Genomic DNA, 19,339 nt, shown 5'->3' with positions numbered 1-19,339 from the left:
AACTGCAAAACAATTCTAACTATCTAATCATTCTATTTTTCAATAACCATCAGCACAGTCGATTGTCATCAGTTTGTCACCTATTGTTCAGCGTGCTGTCATAAAGGTTGAGTAGACTTAAGCGGAATTCGTATTTTTGTGGTCGTAATTACAAAGCCGCGACCAACTCTCTGCCAATCTAGCCTAATAGCAAGGTGACTGATAATGACATTATTGAACAATGAGCGAACGCTTGCCCACGAAGTGGTTGAAGACTCAAATCCTACTAATAATACTGACTTTCAGACGATTATCAATCGTCGATTGAACCGCCGTAGTATCCTAAAAGGTGGCACAGGGTTGACGGCGGCTGCGTTTTTTGGCGCATTACCTTTGGTCGGTTGTAGTGAAGACGACGATAACAGTATTGTTGGTAATGACGATAATGCCGCTATCCCTGCACAAGGTGATTTGAAGCGTCCTGATACCTTAAAGTTTGAGGCAGTCGCGCATTCAACAGCGGATACGATGACCGTAGCAGCAGGCTACAAGGCAGAGATGATATTACCGCTTGGTACACCGCTGAACTCTGGTATCGAGGATTGGAAGGACAATCGCGAGCAATCAGCAGAGTCGTTTGAATGGCGTATGGGTGACAACCATGATGGGATGTGGTTCTTTGGCAAAAACGGTAATGCTTACGATGCCAAAGCGTCAGAAAACAGCTTGCTAGTCATGAACCATGAATACGTTAATAGCAGTGAGCTTAGCCCATTTGGTTATTATGTCACTCAGGATAACGATGCTGCGCCTATCTTTCAAAACCGTCGTCTCGCGAGCGACGTCCGCCGTGAAGTCAACTGTCATGGCGTCTCGGTGGTTGAGTTAACTCGCCGTGCAGGTGGTATGGGTTATGAGATGGTACCTGATTCTAAATACAATCGCCGTATTACCAGTAGTACAACAGCACAATTGGCTGGCCCTGTGGCAGGCTCTGCTCTGGTCAAGACTAAGTTTGATCCAACAGGCTATCAGACTCGCGGTATCAATAACAACTGCGGCGCAGGTCTGTCACCGTGGGGTACTTATCTGACTACCGAAGAGAACTTCTTAGGTGTGTTTGCCCGTGGACAAGATGCCAGTCAATTGAGCGCTGGTGATAACTATGCGCGCGAGCGCTACGGTGCGGTGGAGGACTTCCCAGGTTGGGAGTATCTATGGCATACCCCAGAGGCAAAGGATGCCAAAATAGCAGACGAGTTCTCACGCTGGGATATGACCGCAGTCGGTGCCAGTGCTGCTGAAGATTATCGATACGGTTTTAACACTTTCGGCTATATTACTGAGATTGACCCATTTGATCAAAACTCTATACCGCAGAAACGTACCGCACTGGGCCGATTCGCTCATGAAAACTGCGCGTATGCTCCTGTCGAGCAAGGCAAACCAGTGGTGTTCTATATGGGTGATGACGCCCGAGGTGAGTACATTTATAAGTTTGTCTCTAAAGCGATGTGGTCAAACTCGGACATCGGCGGCGGACTAAAAGCAGGTGACAAATATCTGAATGACGGCACGCTATACGTGGCGGTATTTAACGAAGATGGTAGCGGCGAGTGGAAAGCACTCGTCCATGGTCAAAACGGACTGGATGCTTTTAATAGTGTACTGCCATTCAATGGACAAGATGAAGTATTGGTCTTTGCTCGTGCAGCTGCTGATGCTGCTGGTGCTACCAAAATGGATCGACCTGAATGGGTATCGGTCAGTCCTATGACGGGTGATGTCTATGTGACATTGACTAATAACAAATATCGCGGCGTACGTGATGACCAGCCTGTCTCAGCTTCCAATCCGCGTAGCTATCAATCAAGCGGAAAAGCGCTTGGTAATGACAATGGTCACATTATTCGCTGGGCAGAAGCGGGCGGCGACCATGCCGCAACGAGCTTTGAATGGGATATCTATCTGTTTGGTGCGCCAAGTGATTTATCAGCAGAAAACCTCTCTCAATTAAATGACAATAATGACTTTTCTTCACCTGATGGGCTATATTTTGACCCGCGCGGTGTCTTATGGATTCAGACAGACGACGGCGCTTATACCGATACCAGTAGCTGCATGTTGCTCGCGGCTCTACCGGGCAAGGTCAGTGATGGATCGATGACGACCACATCGGCAGGGCAGTCAACCCGAGTCGGTACATCTGCTAGCAATGACAATATCAAACGATTCTTTGTCGGTCCTGAAGGATGCGAAGTAACAGGTATCACCATGGCACCAGATTTTAAGACGCTGTTTATCAACATTCAGCATCCCGGTAATACATGGGGCGCTGTCGCTGGTGGTAGTATTCCTCGCTCAGCGACTGTGATGATTACTCGCGAGGATGGTGATGTCATATTGGCAGAGTCATTTGATACGGCTGATAGCACGACATAGATAGATAAGCTGTAAGCGGATAATAGAAACAACTAAAATGCTCACAACCATAAAAATCCCAAGTTAAGGCTTGGGATTTTTTATTTTAATAATGATTTAATGGCTAACGAGACCGTCTATCACCTATCTGGCTCTGCTAATCGTCATCCTGTTCTAAAGTCAAACCATTCACTTCTCTTTGCTGCAGTTACAGGATAATATAGACCATTACTTTTCTCGCTGAATGTGCAAATATTATGAGCAGTTCAAAGGTGTTTTATAACGACAGTGTTAGTGACAGCGACGCTCAAAACGATAGTAGCTATACTCGTACTCATCATGAGCTCGATGCGCATTTTGTCCCAGATGCGAGTGTACCGCTACACAGTCATCTATATGAGCAAATCGACCAACTCGAAGCCATCGATATGGATGAACTGGTTAAGCTACTAGCAGATTCAGATGACAGTGATGAAATCAACAAAACACCTGTATCTTTGGCTGATTTTTTTGAAGGATTGGCTCAGCTTGCCACCATGGGTGTGGTTGAGATTACAGAAATCGTAGAAGCCATTCACCGTGAAGTTATCTTGCGTCCGCTAGGCCGCTTTAATGACAAACATTTAAATAAATGGTCGCGCGGATTTACTGGACGTATCTATGGCACGATACGTCATGTCATGCAAATGGTCGGTAATAATCTGGCGTCTGTACTACGCATATATAAAAACCTGATTCTCCAAAAGTCAGTGCAGCCACTACCAGACTCACTAAAAAAACTGGTCAATGTACTCAATGGTGTCATGGGTGACCATCTTGTCAACAATCAAAATGCGCTCGCTATTCCGATGATGCTATACACTCAAGACGGCAAACCACAGAATGAAGTGCTGTCAGGCCGTATCGCTATTTTGTGCCATGGTCTATGCATGAGTCATTTGAGCTGGCAAGCCCAAGCGGATGATGATTTAGGCGAGGCCATTCATGTCAGCCAGCCTGATACCACGGTGCTGTATTTGGATTACAACACAGGTCGCCGTATCTCTCGTAGCGGCCGTAAGTTCTCTCAATTGCTACAAGCGCTGGTCGATGACAACCCAGATATCAGTCAGATAGATCTGGTCGGACATAGTATGGGCGGCTTGGTTTCTCGCAGTGCACTGTTCTATGGTGAGCAAGACCGCCTAGATTGGATCAAGCGCGTGGGCAATCTCATCACGCTAGGTTCGCCGCATCATGGGGCAGTGCTTGAGCGTATCGGTAATTATGTACAAGACATCATTGCCAAGCTGCCGTTTGCAGGCTCACTAGCCAAGCTCGGTGATATGCGCAGTGCCGGTATTATCGATCTGCGTCATGGCAGTATTCGTGATGCGGATTGGAAAGCATTAGAAGGACGTAGCGTACTACCACAAGATTTCCGTCATCCTGCACGGTTGCCAAGTGGTATCAAAACCTATTTTGTTGCCAGTGCGTTGCTTGAGACGCATTATGATTCTAAGGTGACGGATCTGCTAGGAGACAGCTTGGTATCGGTGGCTTCAGCGTTAGGCGAGGATGATGCTGAGCATGCTTTGTTTGTGCCAGATGGTCATAAAGCCGTGTTTTATGGTGTTAATCATATGAACTTGATTCATAGTAGGCGAGTGCGCGAACAGGTTGTTGAATGGCTACTTGATAATGGTCGAAGTGACTATGCTGGACGTCCGCGCATACACTCTTATCCTAGAAGCTTAGATGTGGCGGTGTAGAGAGTGGTGGGTATCATTTTGAGTTACCTACGCTATGTGTACTGCGCAATGACGTTTTTATCGTTTCAGAAAGTGCTACTGAGAAATGTGTCCTTGCTATTAGGTGGCGCACTCATAGTCATTAGTTGTGCAAAGCCAAATATACACGACCCTAATGCGCAAATTGAAGTAGATGTAGATGGTGACAATTATCTCATTCCCTTAAACCATATTGTCAGACCAGATACGGGTAGTTATACCAGTTTTGAGACGGATATGGGTCATGGTTATTTCTTTTGGCCTAGCGGTCGTGGCCTTAATAATAGTGATAAAAATCCAAATGTCTTTGATTATGACAATAATATTATAGAGTTTTACTGGGCAGCTAAAAACTCGAAAATTGAAGGTGCTGATATACCGACTAGAATAGATAGTATCAAGCAGGAAGAGAATAGAGATTTGGATAAAGACAATTATGAACTAGAAGCATATATTGGGTCAGGCGATAATCCCTTTATATACTATATAGGAAATATTGATCTAAACTCACCTTTTATGATTCGCTGTATGCCTACAGTTGATGAAGACCAAGATAGAATGTGCCAAATGGATTACATGTATCCTGAGTACAACAACTATGTAAGACTTCAGTTTTCAAAAAAACATTTAGCTGACTGGCAGGCAATCAACACCATGGCGATCGATTACATGGAAAAATGGCATCAAAATTAAAGGCATATCAACGTAAAAGCATTTATATATTTTTAAAATTGCAAATAAAAACCCTCAAGCATCATACTTGAGGGTTTTTTTATAAACACTGATTTATAGCAAGTAAGAAAACTTACTCAGCAAATATCGCTGCTACATCATCTTTATTGAACTTATAGACTTCACCGCAGAATCCACAATCCATCTCAAATGTACCACCTTGCTCTTCGACGATATCTAACGCTTCTGCTTCGCCGATTTGCTCGATTGCCATTTCACACTTCTCGCGTGAGCAAGTGCAACCAAATGATAGAGGCGCAGGCTCAGGGGCAACGATGTTTTCTTCGTGATACAAGCGATAGAGTATTTCGTTAGCATCCAGTGTTGTTAGCTCTTCTGCTTTTACCGTGCGCGTCAATACAGACAAGCGTGTCCATAAATCATCGTCGATACCCGCATCTTGGTTTTGCTCAACTTCAGACGTTTCTTCAGCCGTACGCGGTAGCATCTGGACTAATATACCACCCGCTTGTAGGCCATCAGATGCCAAATTAATCAATGTCGGAATCTGGGCCGATTGCTTTTGGTAATGTGCTAAGCAGTCCGCTAGATTGTCATGGCTACGCTCAACGATACCTTGGTACGGCTCACCGCCATCAGGCTGAATATTGATAAACAATACGCCTTGTCCCATCGCGCCAAGTTCAGCAAACGCTTCTTTGGCATGGGTCATATTGTCCCACGCTTGTACTTGCTGATCCGTCTCGCCTTTCCAGCTAGCAAGCGCACGAATGATACCGTCTTGATCGCATTCTGCCATCGCCCAGTTTAGTAAGCTGTCACTGTCTGATGATTGCAACTGAATAGACAGGCGACCGTTAATTTTGACCGTACTGATTAGCAAACTCGCTGCGGTCAGCATCTCACCCAATAAGCGTTTAATGGCTTCAGGGTAGGGCTTTTGTGCAATTGTGCTCGCATAGCTGCGTGATAGGCGTACCACATCACCGCGCACGGGTGAGTCTTCAACGAAGAAACGTTGGCGAATGTCGTTGCTGCCATGGTTGCCAGTAGTTTGGCTGTCCGTATTTGGGACTTGGATATCTTGAGTCATAAGTCATTTGTAGTATAGAGAAGTTGTTTGCTTTATGGGGATTACTACCGATTTATCAATCTCACTTAGTAGACTGTTTTGACGATTATGAGAAGCAAAGGTTAATAACGAGCTTAAAAAACAGAGCAGCTATTTTTACAAAGCTCTGAGTAGATAGCCGCTATAAGCCAACATTTTATAGCCAGAATATAAATATATTCATAAATATGTACTCTCTCAAAAAAAATTCACCCTCTACTGCAAATTTGTTGTACAGTAACATTAAGTTGCATTGTGATAAACAACAGCAACAACCGTACGGATGCGGGGCAGTCTGGTCAATCAGACCTATGTCGTCCAAGCACTCACTCAATCTTGCGATAAAAGGATGTATTTCATGACATACTCATTTTCCAAACCGTTGACTTTAGCTGCTGTTATGGCATTAGGCTTAGCGGGATGTAATAACAGCAGCCAGACCAGTACTGATGCGCCAGCAGATGATGCAGCGACGACAGAAACCACCACCAACGGTACGCTACAGAAAATCAAAGACTCTGGCACTATTGTCGTCGGTCACCGTGATTCCTCTATTCCTTTCTCTTATATCGCTGATGATCCTAACCAACCAATTGGCTATGCGCACGATTTGGAAATGAAAGTGGTTGAAGCCGTTAAGCAAAAGCTAAACATGCCAGACCTTAACGTTCGCTATAACCTAATCACTTCGCAAACTCGTATCCCATTGGTACAAAACGGCACGGTAGATTTTGAGTGTGGCTCAACCACCAATAACGAAGAACGTCAAAAGCAAGTTGCTTTCTCTAATGGCTTCTTTGAAATTGGTACGCGTCTGTTGACCAAAAAAGACTCTGGTATTCAAGATTTTGAAGACCTAAAAGGCAAAACTCTGGTAACGACAGCAGGCACGACTTCGGAGCGTTATATCCGTCAGTACAACGATGATAATAAAATGGATACCAATATCATCTCAGCAAAAGATCATGGCGAAGGCTTCCTAATGCTAGAAAACGGTCGTGCTGATGCCTTTATGATGGATGATGTGCTGCTTGCTGGCGAAAAAGCCAAGGCAAAAAATCCTGATGAATGGGTAATCGTCGGTACGCCGCAATCGTTTGAAATCTATGGTTGTATGATGCGCAAAGATGATCCTGAATTCAAAGCTGTGGTCGATGAAGCACTTGCTAATGTGTTTAGTTCAGGCGAAATCAATAGCATTTATGACAAGTGGTTCCTGAACCCAATCCCACCAAAGAACGTCAATCTAAACTTTGAGATGTCAGATAACTTAAAGGCATTGATTGCCAATCCGCATGACAGCGCTCAGCCTAAAGAAGCAGCAGCGCAGTAACGCTCATTGTCCCTCAACATAGCTTGCCTATACGTTCAGATAACCAGTAATTTTATTTGACGTATAGGCTTATCAATCGTTGCTCGGAGAGACAACCATGAATTATAGCTGGAACTGGGGTGTGCTCTTTGAGCAGACTGGTATTGGCAACGAGCTCTATATCCATTGGATGATCACTGGTCTTGGCTGGCTGCTATTAATTGGCAGTATCGCTTGGGCCATCGCGATGGTCGTTGGTACCATCTTCGGTATCATGCGCACCTTGCCCAACAAGACCGCTCGTGCAATCGGTACGGCTTATGTGACATTTTTTCGTAATATTCCACTGCTTGTTCAACTGTTCTTTTGGTTTTATATCGCCCCTGGCTGGCTCACGCCGACGATACAAGAATGGTGGTATAAGGACTTGTCTCCGAATACCTCAGCCATGTTATCAGCCAGTATCGGTCTTGGCCTATTTACCGCTGCTCGTATCGTTGAACAGGTACGGACGGGTATTGAGTCATTACCAGATGGACAGATTAACGCAGCCTACGCGTTAGGGTTTAGTATTCCACAAGTCTATAAAGAAGTACTGCTACCGCAGGCATTTCGTATTATCTTGCCACCGCTCAGCTCTGAGCTAACGAACTGCTTTAAAAACGCCTCTGTGGCCTCGCTAGTGGGGGTAATGGAGCTGATTAGCCAAACCAAAACCATCAGCGAATATACTCAAAATAGTATCGAGATATATACTTACGCGACGATTATTTACTTGGTTTTCAATCTATCCTTAATTGCTATCATGGGATTGATTGAACGTAAATTGCGTGTGCCTGGGCTTATTGCGGGAGGTCAGAAATGAATATGACCGAATTGGCAACAGCCTATCCTGGTTTGATGGGTGGCATGCTTACCACTTTAAAAGTGCTATTTTTGGCTATTTTGGGCGGTATCAGTTTAGGAACTGTACTGGCGTTGATGCGCTTGTCAGGTATCAAAGCGCTTGAGATTCCAGCCAAACTATACGTCAATTACTTTCGCTCCGTGCCGTTGCTATTGGTACTGCTATGGTTTTATTTTGCCGTACCGATGATTTATCTTTGGGTAGCGGGTAAGTACCTGCAGCTCGATGCTGCGTTTGCCTCTTGTGTGGTCGCATTTATGATGTTTGAGGCGGCTTACTTCTCAGAAGTAGTACGTGCTGGTATTCAATCGATTGGTAGCGGGCAGGTCAATGCGGCAAAAGCGCTCGGTATGACTTATGGGCAGACCATGCGTCTGGTCATCTTGCCACAAGCCTTTCGTAAGATGCTGCCACTGATTTTGCAGCAATGTATTATTTTATTCCAAGATACAACACTGGTATTTGCCATTGGTTTGACCGACTTTTTCCGCGCAGCCTACGTTCGCGGTGAGCTAATGGGCTTACTCACGCCTTATATCTTAGGTGCTGGTGCTGTCTATTTTGTGATTAGCTTAAGTGCTTCTATTGGTGTGCAACAATTACAAAAGCGTTTGCGGTTTTAGTATAGCTATTTTAATACATCTATCGCTTGCGCTGTTGAGTGTTGAGAGCTTAAGTGTTTGATTTACCTTTTTTAAATAATGATTATCGAAAATAATGTGGTTAGGAGCCAGTGATGAGCAATGCTGATACGTACTTAAATGCCTTTGGCGGGCTGGTTACCAATAGTGGTCATGCTAGTGATGAGATGGTCATTGAAATATCTAATGTCAGTAAGTGGTATGGAGACTTTCAAGTACTGACTGACTGTACGGCGCATGTACATAAAGGTGATGTCGTTGTTGTTTGTGGTCCATCGGGCAGTGGTAAATCAACTTTGATTAAGACAGTTAATGGACTTGAGCCTTTTCAAAAAGGTGACATCATGGTCAATGGCATCTCTGTCGGTGATCCAAAGACTAATCTACCTAAGTTACGCAGCCGTGTCGGCATGGTGTTTCAGCATTTTGAATTGTTTCCACATTTGACTATTATTGATAATTTGACCGTGGCACAAATCAAAGTGTTGGGTCGTAAAGAGTCTGAGGCCAAACAAAAAGCGATGGCCTATCTGGACCGTGTTGGTCTGACGGTACAAGCGGCGAAATATCCAGCAGAACTCTCTGGTGGTCAGCAGCAGCGCGTTGCAATTGCACGAGCGTTGGCCATGGATCCCGTCGCAATGCTGTTTGATGAGCCAACCTCTGCGCTTGATCCTGAGATGATTCAAGAAGTGCTAGACGTAATGGTCGAGCTGACTCGCGATGGTATGACCATGATGTGCGTGACGCATGAGATGGGCTTTGCCAGTCAGGTAGCCAATCGTATTATCTTTATGGATGAAGGACATATCGTAGAAAACTGTAGTAAAGATGAGTTTTTTGAAGGCGCGAAAAGTGACCGTGCGCAGATGTTTTTATCGAAGATTTTAAATCATTAAAATTATCGCCCTCGTTTAAAGAAATCTTTAGAATAACGATTTCTTTTCATAATGAAGTGTCTCATTAGTAGGCGCTTTTTTTATGGGAGTCGATTTATAGATTGAGTTTAAGCGCTTATGTAAGATTGGATACTGACGTGCATGATTACATTGTTAGACAGGTGAGTGAATGGCTGTTTACTGATACAATAGCGGTCAATATTTTTGATAATTAAAATAATTCATAAACCATATTGGAGTTTGTATGAGCGTAGAAAACCTATCTGTAGTATCGAATACAGTAGCAAAAAAAGGTGTCGTTATTATTGGTGCAGGACTGGCAGGCTGGCATGTCATTGATGCCATTCGTGCCAAAGACACAGAGATTCCAATCACATTAATCACGGCTGATAGTGGCGACCGTTATCATAAGCCGATGTTGACGATGGCAATCAGCCAAAACAAACGAGCATCAGATTTGGTACGGGCATCTGGTAGCGAAGCGGCGAACACAGCAGAAGTGACGTTGTTAGCCAATACACAAGTGACAGATATTGATCCAGTGAGCCAAACTGTACAGGTGTCCTCTACTGCACAGTCAGATGATGCGCTGACTACTATTGGCTATGAGAAAATGGTGCTAGCGATGGGCGCGCATCCTATCTTCCCTAAAAGTCTGCCGCAAGATTTGGTCTGGCATGTCAATCACATTGAGCGTTTTAGTCAGCTACAAGAAAAGCTAGCAACAGGTAGCCAGCATGTTGCGATCGTCGGTGCTGGTATGGTGGGTACAGAAATCGCAGAAGACCTACTTAAAGCTGGTCATAAAGTAACGCTTATTGATTTAAACGATGCACCGCTTTCACAGATGCTACCAGCCAAAGCGACCGCACGTATCGCCAAAGCGATCGAGTCGCAGGGCATTCAATTCTTAGGTGGTTATCAAGTATCTAATGTTACTCGTGTTGGCGATAAAAGTGATAACGATAAGCTGCGAGTAGACTATGCACCGTTATCATCGGATACAGACAATACTGATACTCAGTCGCTCGAACCACTGATTGTAGATCATGTGATTGCCAGTACAGGTCTGACGGTCGATGAGCACTTACCTGCGGCGGCTGGTGTGGAATTCGATCGCCGTACAGGTATCGTGGTGGATGCAGCGACGTTGCGTACCAATGCAGCGAATATCTATGCCATCGGCGACTGTATGTCTATCAATGGGGTTGCTTGTCGTTACGTTGCGCCATTACGCGCGCAGGCTGCGACCATCGCTGATGATATCTTAGGACACGAGCATAGTGGCTATGATCATAAGCCGCCAATGATTCGCCTGAAGAACAAAGCCATCTCTGTGATGGTGACGGGCGTACCGCAAGCAGCGGGCAACTGGCAAGTAAAGACTGAAAGCGATGATGAGCTAATCATGGATTTGCTCAATGATAATGAAGTTGTTAGCGCAACGGTAACGATTAAAGCGCCTGCAGTTCCTAAAGCATAACGATTGCAATACCGTTTTTTGAAAAACTAATAAAAGTACATCATTTATAAGTGATTTCCTTTATTAGATGTTTTCCAGACAATTCTGTGAAAAGACAGTACCGATGATTGAGCCAGCCCATTATTTATAATGTGGCTGGCTTTTTTGTGTCAAATATTTGCCATGATTCTATGCTACCTTTTAATAAATAGAAAAGCAGGTTGTCTAATTAAATGATACATACTGTATTGATATTGTTGACAGGCTTTCATTGATGGCGTTATAGTAGCTGAATGCTATGTAAGACCTGCCCAAGGAAGAAGGTTTGCACGCAGGCTATTAATAAGTGCTATTTATAAATAATATAAAAAGTAAAACGAAAGGACTCGTTATGACTCAAACTCCTGATTTCGATTCGACTCGCGTTGACTTCGACACTATTTTAAACAATATTCCTAGTATCAATATGGGCGCACGCTCAGCCAATGCACCACTTACTCAAAGCTATGATAAAGGTCCTGATGTACCGCTGATTGAAGCGACAATCGGTGACTTTTTTGATGCTATTGTTTCTAAATATCCTGAGCGCGAAGCACTGGTCGTTCGCCATCAAAATATCCGCTGGACATATCGTGAGCTACAGCAGCAAGTCAACCAGCTAGCCAGTAGTATGATCGAAATGGGACTAGAGATTGGCGATCGTATCGGTATCTGGTCACACAACAATGCTGAATGGTTGCTCATGCAATTGGCCACGGCAAAAGTCGGCGTTATCCTCGTTAATATCAATCCTGCCTACCGTACTTTTGAGTTGCAATATGCCTTAAATAAACTGGGCTGCTCAGCGCTCGTGCTTATGCGTCATTTCAAAACCAGTGATTACGCAAGTTTAATCCGTGAGCTATGTCCTGAGATTTACCACAAAGACTACACTCAGCTTGATTTGGTCGAGATTCCGACGATTGAACGTATCATCTGGATTGATGAGCCAGAGTCGGACGAGACATTCGGCTTTATGCAAAAGTTCTCTGCGTGGATGAGCGAGGGCGATGCCAACGATCCGCGTGTTGCCGAACGTCAAGCCCAGCTTAAAAACACTGATGCTATCAATGTACAGTTCACCAGTGGTACGACAGGTACACCAAAAGGTGCAACCTTAAGCCATCGTAATATCTTAAATAATGGCTACTTTATCGGTGAAGCCATGAACCTCACTGAAGAGGACAGACTGTGTATTCCAGTACCTCTGTACCATTGCTTTGGTATGGTGCTTGGTAATCTAGCGATTCTCACGCATGGCGGTTGTATCATATATCCAAACGACGGCTTTGAGCCGTTAACCGTATTACAAGCAGTCGAAGAAGAAAAGTGTACAGGTCTGCACGGCGTGCCAACGATGTTTATCGCAGAGCTTGACCATCCTGAATTTGAAAACTTTGATTTGTCTACCTTACGTACTGGCATCATGGCTGGCTCTAGCTGTCCGATTGAGGTCATGCGCCGTGTCATCGATAAGATGCATATGAGCGAAGTCACTATTGCTTATGGTATGACAGAGACCAGTCCAGTATCTTGCCAGACCAATGAGCACACGCCACTTGATAAACAGGTCTCGACGGTAGGACTGGTACAGCCTGCACTTGAGGTCAAAGTCGTCGATACAGAAACAGGTGGAATTGTCCCGCTGGGTGAGACAGGTGAGTTGCTTACACGAGGCTATTCAGTGATGAAAGGCTATTGGGGTAGCCGCTTTAAAACGCGTGAGGCGATCCAAGATGGTTGGATGCATACGGGTGACTTGGCCACAATGGATGAAGACGGCTACGTAAAAATCGTCGGCCGTAGTAAAGATATGGTGATTCGCGGCGGCGAAAATATCTATCCAGTAGAAATTGAAAATTACCTCTATCGTCATCCAAAGATTCGTGATGTACAAATCGTGGGTATACCAGATGAGCGTTATGGTGAAGTGCTCGCAGCGTGGATTATTCCGAAAGAGCCTGGCTGCTTAACTGAACAGGAAGTACGCGAGTTCTGTAGCGAGCATATCGCTCATTATAAAGTGCCGACTTACTATCGCTTCGTGACTGAATATCCAATGACCATCACTGGAAAAATTCAAAAATATAAAATCATTGAGCAAATGAAAGAAGAGTTGGGTTTGTAGTAAGCTTACTTATCTGCTCTAAAAAATAAGAGACTAACCATATTCATTTCACTATAAAAGTATTACAGCGTTAACCTCGCTTGAAGTATCACACATACCTCTGCACTCGGTTGCCTTGTACTACTTTTAAATTGAATCGACTATATGTGAGCAACGCTTAAAAATAGCAGTTAGTATGATTTATATAAAAAGCTACTCACATCTACGTATCTATCTATGTATAAGAAAAAAGGGATATCATGAGCGCTATCATAACCAGTAAACTGAGTCCAAACTCAAGCGATTTTCAGCAAAACAGTGCCGCGATGCAAGAGATAGTCGATGACCTGTATGTACACTTGCGTAAAGTTGCCCAAGGTGGCTCAGCGCGCGCACGAGCCAAGCATCTAGCGCGTGGTAAGCTGTTACCACGTGAGCGCGTCGAGCGTTTATTGGATGTAGGCACGCCGTTCCTAGAAGTGGCACCGATGGCTGCACATGATATGTATGGCGAAGAGATTCCGGCGGCTGGCGTGATTGCTGGTATTGGCCGTATCAATGGCATCGAGTGTATGATTGTCTGTAATGATGCCACGGTAAAAGGCGGCACGTACTACCCAATGACGGTCAAAAAGCATCTACGTGCCCAAGAAATCGCGCAAGAAAACCATTTGCCGTGCGTTTATCTGGTTGATTCAGGTGGCGCAAACTTACCGAACCAAGATGATGTATTCCCTGATAAAGAGCATTTCGGTCGTATCTTTTTTAATCAAGCAAATCTGAGTGCGGCAGGCATTCCACAGATTGCTGTGGTTATGGGCAGCTGTACGGCTGGCGGTGCCTATGTGCCTGCCATGAGCGATGAATCTATTATCGTCAAAGAGCAAGGCACTATCTTTTTGGGTGGTCCACCACTAGTCAAAGCAGCAACGGGTGAAGAGGTTACCGCAGAAGACTTGGGCGGCGGTGATGTACATACCCGACTTTCGGGCGTGGTCGATCATCTAGCGCAGAATGATACGCACGCACTATCGATTGCCCGTAATATCGTTAGCCATCTAAATCGCCCTGTAAAAAATATTCCTAATCAAATCACACCGCGTCCGCCACGTTACGATGCCAAAGAACTCTATGGTGTGATTCCAACGGACAAGCGCAAGCCGTTTGATATCAGAGAAATCATCGCGCGTATCGTTGATGACAGTGCCTTTGATGAGTTTAAAGCACGCTTTGGTACGACGCTGGTCTGTGGATTTGCTCATATCGAAGGGATGCCTGTTGGTATTATTGCCAATAACGGTATCTTGTTCAGTGAGTCAGCGCAAAAAGGTACGCACTTCATCGAGCTATGCTGTAAGCGCAAAATCCCATTAGTATTCCTACAGAACATTACTGGCTTTATGGTTGGCCGCAAATACGAGAACGAAGGTATCGCTCGTCATGGCGCCAAAATGGTAATGGCAGTGGCCAATGCAAAAGTGCCAAAGTTCACCGTTATCGTCGGTGGCTCGTTCGGCGCTGGTAATTACGGTATGTGTGGCCGCGCTTATAGCCCGCGTTTCTTATGGATGTGGCCAAATGCGCGTATCTCTGTCATGGGCGGCGAGCAAGCCGCCTCGGTACTGGCAACGGTCAAGCGTGATAACTTTGATCGCAAAGGTGAAGCGTGGAGCGACGAAGACGAAGCCGCATTTAAAGCACCGATTCGTGAAATGTATGAAGAGCAAGGACATCCGTATTATGCCACTGCACGTATGTGGGATGACGGCGTAATTGATCCTGCTGATACGCGCAATGTATTGGCGTTAGGACTAAGCGCTGCATATAACGCGCCGATTGAAGAGACGACATTTGGTGTCTTTAGAATGTAACCAGTTTTTAATATTTAACGATACTCAATAAATATCATTAGTAAAGATAGTAGATAGTGACTAAAAAAAGAGAAGACAATGCAACAAAATATAAATAATTATAAAAGCCTACTGGTTAACGTTGAGCAGCACGTGGCAACAGTGACGTTAAATCGTCCTGAAATACGTAATGCCTTTAACGATGAAATGATTGCTGAGCTAACCGATGCATTCAGTACGCTTGGTGCTGATGATGAGGTACGTGTTATTGTGCTAGCGGCTGCTGGCAAGGCATTCTGTGCAGGCGCTGACCTTAATTGGATGCGTGCCATGGCGGATTATAGCTATGAAGAGAATCTAGCGGATGCTGATAAATTGGCGCAAATGCTTAAGACTATTTATGAATGTCCTAAGCCAACAATTGCGGCTATTCAAGGCGATGTATATGCAGGTGGTATGGGTCTGGTCGCTGCTTGCGATGTGGCTATCGCGGTCAAAATTGCTAATTTCTGCCTCAGCGAAGTGCGTTTGGGCTTAGCCCCTGCCACTATCAGTCCTTATGTTATCCGAGCGCTAGGCGCTAGAGCGTCGCAGCGTTATTTCTTAAGTGCTGAAGTGTTTGATGCCAAAAAGGCACGTCAGCTTGGTTTTATCCATGAGCGTGTTAGCGAAGAAGGGCTAAGCGATGAAGTGGCTGCGTTCTGTAATAAGGTCGTCAAAAATAGCCCTGACGCGGTAAAAACCTGCAAACAGCTATTACACGATGTCGCTGGTGCACCTATTACAGATGAGCTTATTGCTGACACGGTCAAAGGTATCGCTGATATCCGCTCATCAACACAAGGTAAAGAGGGTGTACAAGCGTTTTTGCAAAAGCGTAAACCTGATTGGCTAATGGCAGACTAACTAGTAGTAGAACAATGATAGGCAAATGAGCAAATAGACAAGACGTCAAATAATAACGACAAGACACAGGGATAGTTATGTTTTCTAAAATTCTAATCGCCAACCGTGGTGAAATTGCTTGCCGAGTGGCCGCGACTGCTAAGCGTCTTGGCGTCAGTACCGTTGCTGTTTATTCTGATGCGGATCGTGAGGCCAAACATGTGGCTGTCTGTGATGAAGCTATCTATTTAGGCGGCTCGGCACCAAAAGACAGTTATCTAAAAGGCGATGCTATTATTGCGATAGCGCTTGATACTGGCGCCCAAGCAATCCATCCAGGGTATGGGTTTTTAAGCGAAAATGCAGACTTTGCGCAAGCTTGCCAAAATGCTGGCTTGGTATTTATTGGCCCATCGGCAGATGCTATCCGTGCTATGGGCGGCAAGTCTGAGTCCAAGCGCTTGATGGAGTCAGCTGGTGTGCCGCTGATACCGGGCTATCATGGTGACAATCAAGACGCACAGTTTTTGCAGCAGCAGGCCGATAGTATTGGCTATCCTGTCTTGATTAAAGCGAGTGCAGGTGGCGGCGGTAAAGGCATGCGTATCGTTGAAAAAAGCAGCGATTTTATTGACCTGTTAGACTCATGTCGCCGTGAAGCGATTACCAGTTTTGGCAATGATCAAGTATTGGTCGAAAAGTATGCGCTAAAACCACGTCATATCGAAATCCAAGTATTCGGTGATACGCATGGCAATTATGTGCATCTGTTTGAGCGTGATTGCTCTGTACAGCGTCGCCATCAAAAAGTACTAGAAGAAGCGCCAGCGCCCGGTGTCGATACTGCCATGCGTGAAGCGATGGGCACAGCGGCAATTGAAGCAGCACGTGCGGTCGATTACGTGGGTGCAGGTACGGTTGAATTCATCGTTGAGCAGCGTGAAAACTCTATGAATTTTTATTTCATGGAAATGAACACGCGCTTGCAAGTCGAGCATCCAGTCAGTGAAGCGATTACTGGTGTCGATTTGGTCGAGTGGCAACTGTTGGTGGCGGCAGGTCAGCCATTGCCAAAAACGCAAGACGATCTGGCTATCAACGGTCATGCAATTGAAGCGCGTATCTGTGCTGAAAACCCTGACAATAATTTTTTGCCAGCGACAGGAACTTTATTCACTTATCAAAAGCCTGAGCATAGTACCTTTAACATTACCAATGTGCGTATCGATGATGGCGTACGTGAGGGTGATGTGATCAGTCCTTTTTACGACTCTATGATTGCCAAACTTATCGTCCATGCTCCTACGCGCGAGCAAGCGTTGGCGAGACTAGACCGTGCATTGGCACAGACTCGTATCGTTGGTCTGCCAAACAACGTGGCATTTTTGCGTTATATTTTAAATACCGATTCATTTAGCAAAGCCAATCTTGATACGGCATTGATAGAGCGTGAGCAGGATAAGCTTTTTGATCAGCATCCGCTTGGATTATCGACGCTTGTGGTGACTGCTATTGCCCAGCAGCTTGCGAGCGAAGCGACCACGCAGGGCTCAGATCCATTTAGCAAGCCAACGGGTTTCCGTGCTTATAGCGATTATACTCGTTCATTTAGCTTGGTTTATAATGAGCAGGCTTATAGCGCTCGCATCAGTAATTGGCATAATGCGAGTTGTGCTGATAGCAAAAAAGGCAGCGATAATCTCAGTAGTTTTACGCTTGTCATTGGTCAAGAAATCGCGAATACGCAGGACGATAGCAATATCAATGTAGCGGCTCAGACCGAAACGGTTTATGAAGGTCAGGTCAGCTATGATAGCAGTGACGCGCACAATCATACCTTATGGTTAGAAGGTGCACGTATCAGTGCCCAAAGCTGGGTAAATAACGAGACAGTCTACGTATTCACAGATAGTGGACGTGATGAAATTACGCTTATTGATATGATGGCACATGTGGGTGAAGACACAGCAGCGGTTGGTAGCTTGAAGTCGCCAATGCCAGGGCAAGTGGTTGCATTCAAAGTAGCTGTTGGCGATACTGTGAAAAAAGGCGAGCCGTTAGCAGTCATTGAAGCCATGAAAATTGAGCATACCATTACTGCACCGACGGATGGTGTGGTAGCAGAGCTATTATTTGCAGCAGGTGATTTGGTCGCTGATGGTGATGAGCTATTGCGCATTGATGCTGAAGGTTAATAAAGGCTGATAATTAACAGCCAAATAACAAAAAGGATGACAAGTATGAGCCATTCGTATCCAAGCCATGTCACCATCGTCGATGTCAGCCCGCGTGATGGACTACAAAATGAGTCCATGACTGTGCCGACTGAGGTTAAGCAAACGCTCATTAATGATTTAATCGCGGCGGGTGTCAAAAAGCTGGAAGCGACCAGTTTTGTCTCGCCAAAGTGGGTGCCACAGATGGGCGATAACAGCGCGTTGCTCGATGCATTAGCACCTACGCGTCAGACAGACATTTGCTACTCAGTATTAGTACCTAATATGCGCGGCTTTGAGAATGCCATCGCATATCGTCCTGATGAGATCGTTATCTTTGGCTCAGCGAGTGAAACCTTTAGTCAAAAGAACATCAACTGTAGTATCGATGAAAGTATTGAACGTTTTGCACCAGTGGCTGCGGCAGCAAAAGCACAAGGCATAAAGGTACGTGGTGTGATTTCTTGTACGGTTGGCTGTCCTTATGAAGGTGAGATTGACCCCAGTCAAGTAGCGTATGTCACCAAGCGATTGATTGAGATCGGTTCAGAGCAGATTGGCATTGCCGATACGATCGGTGTAGGTACGCCGCTCAAAGTACAACGAGCGTTGCAAGCTGCATTGGAGTATGCTGATATTTCTATGTTATCAGGGCACTTTCATGATACTTATGGTCAAGCACTGAGCAATACGCTAGCCGCACTACAAATGGGTGTCAGTGAATTTGATACTTCCGTCGCTGGTCTTGGCGGTTGTCCTTATGCCAAAGGCGCAACGGGCAATGTCGCGACCGAAGATGTAGTATATATGCTGCATGGTATGGGTATCAGCACGGGTATCGATTTGGATAAATTAGTCGTGGCGGGCGAACGTATCAGCGAGTTCTTAAAGCGTCCGAATGGCTCAAATGTGGCACGTGCTCTAATCAATAAACGTCAGTCTTAAATAGTATAGTCAATTCACTATGAAGGTATGACAGCGTTAACCTCGTTTGAAGTATTTGATATACATCTACACTCGGTTACCTTGTCATACTTTCACATTGAAT

General features: G+C 45.1%; 14 protein-coding genes. 13 read left to right on the top strand and 1 reads right to left on the bottom strand.

Features of this window, described 5'->3' with window-relative positions; genetic code table 11:
- Positions 1–204 precede the first annotated feature (204 nt).
- From ACHEVO_RS07305 to ACHEVO_RS07295, 3 genes are all read left to right on the top strand, one after another.
- Positions 205–2,421, top strand: a complete 2,217-nt coding sequence (locus ACHEVO_RS07305) for a PhoX family protein (RefSeq protein ID WP_394124464.1) — start codon at positions 205–207, stop codon at positions 2,419–2,421.
- 236 nt (positions 2,422–2,657) lie between these two features.
- Positions 2,658–4,151, top strand: coding sequence for an alpha/beta fold hydrolase (locus tag ACHEVO_RS07300; protein WP_394124463.1), 1,494 nt, complete (start codon positions 2,658–2,660; stop codon positions 4,149–4,151).
- Between the two features lie 48 nt (positions 4,152–4,199).
- Positions 4,200–4,862 (top strand): hypothetical protein, encoded by a 663-nt coding sequence (locus ACHEVO_RS07295; protein WP_394124462.1) that lies wholly within the window; start codon positions 4,200–4,202, stop codon positions 4,860–4,862.
- A 112-nt stretch (positions 4,863–4,974) separates the two neighbouring features.
- Here the strand turns inward: ACHEVO_RS07295 and hslO are convergent, their stop codons facing one another.
- Complete coding sequence (hslO, locus tag ACHEVO_RS07290) at positions 4,975–5,955, bottom strand: Hsp33 family molecular chaperone HslO (protein WP_394124461.1); 981 nt, start codon at positions 5,953–5,955, stop codon at positions 4,975–4,977.
- A 376-nt stretch (positions 5,956–6,331) separates the two neighbouring features.
- On the opposite strand from hslO, the gene ACHEVO_RS07285 reads away from it, so the two are divergent.
- From ACHEVO_RS07285 to ACHEVO_RS07240, 10 genes are all read left to right on the top strand, one after another.
- The gene (locus ACHEVO_RS07285) at positions 6,332–7,306 is read left to right on the top strand and encodes a glutamate/aspartate ABC transporter substrate-binding protein (RefSeq protein ID WP_180958124.1); all 975 of its coding nucleotides are present in this window, start codon (positions 6,332–6,334) and stop codon (positions 7,304–7,306) included.
- Between the two features lie 97 nt (positions 7,307–7,403).
- Positions 7,404–8,150, top strand: a complete 747-nt coding sequence (locus ACHEVO_RS07280; RefSeq protein WP_057758328.1) for an amino acid ABC transporter permease — start codon at positions 7,404–7,406, stop codon at positions 8,148–8,150.
- Positions 8,147–8,815 (top strand): ABC transporter permease subunit, encoded by a 669-nt coding sequence (locus tag ACHEVO_RS07275; protein WP_101205580.1) that lies wholly within the window; start codon positions 8,147–8,149, stop codon positions 8,813–8,815. Before ACHEVO_RS07280 ends, ACHEVO_RS07275 begins: the two co-directional genes overlap by 4 nt.
- 185 nt (positions 8,816–9,000) lie before the next feature.
- A complete protein-coding gene (locus ACHEVO_RS07270) occupies positions 9,001–9,732 on the top strand; it encodes an amino acid ABC transporter ATP-binding protein (RefSeq protein ID WP_057762314.1) in 732 nt (243 codons plus the stop codon).
- Positions 9,733–9,976: 244 nt separating this feature from the next.
- A complete protein-coding gene (locus ACHEVO_RS07265) occupies positions 9,977–11,215 on the top strand; it encodes an FAD-dependent oxidoreductase (RefSeq protein ID WP_394124460.1) in 1,239 nt (412 codons plus the stop codon).
- A 370-nt stretch (positions 11,216–11,585) separates the two neighbouring features.
- A complete protein-coding gene (locus ACHEVO_RS07260) occupies positions 11,586–13,361 on the top strand; it encodes an AMP-binding protein (RefSeq protein WP_394124459.1) in 1,776 nt (591 codons plus the stop codon).
- Between the two features lie 239 nt (positions 13,362–13,600).
- Positions 13,601–15,211: a carboxyl transferase domain-containing protein gene (locus ACHEVO_RS07255; RefSeq protein WP_394124458.1), complete on the top strand. Its 1,611-nt coding sequence runs from the start codon at positions 13,601–13,603 to the stop codon at positions 15,209–15,211.
- A gap of 78 nt (positions 15,212–15,289) precedes the next feature.
- Complete coding sequence (locus tag ACHEVO_RS07250; RefSeq protein ID WP_394124457.1) at positions 15,290–16,096, top strand: enoyl-CoA hydratase/isomerase family protein; 807 nt, start codon at positions 15,290–15,292, stop codon at positions 16,094–16,096.
- A 77-nt stretch (positions 16,097–16,173) separates the two neighbouring features.
- On the top strand, positions 16,174–18,270 hold the full coding sequence (locus tag ACHEVO_RS07245) for an acetyl/propionyl/methylcrotonyl-CoA carboxylase subunit alpha (protein ID WP_394124456.1): 2,097 nt from the start codon (positions 16,174–16,176) through the stop codon (positions 18,268–18,270).
- A 45-nt stretch (positions 18,271–18,315) separates the two neighbouring features.
- Positions 18,316–19,236, top strand: coding sequence for a hydroxymethylglutaryl-CoA lyase (locus ACHEVO_RS07240; protein ID WP_394124455.1), 921 nt, complete (start codon positions 18,316–18,318; stop codon positions 19,234–19,236).
- Positions 19,237–19,339: the final 103 nt, after the last annotated feature.

The organism is Psychrobacter nivimaris (genome assembly GCF_043419765.1).
Taxonomy (GTDB): domain Bacteria; phylum Pseudomonadota; class Gammaproteobacteria; order Pseudomonadales; family Moraxellaceae; genus Psychrobacter.
The sequence above is the reverse complement of the archived record's forward strand: the minus strand, read 5'-3'. Positions and strand labels throughout refer to the sequence as shown.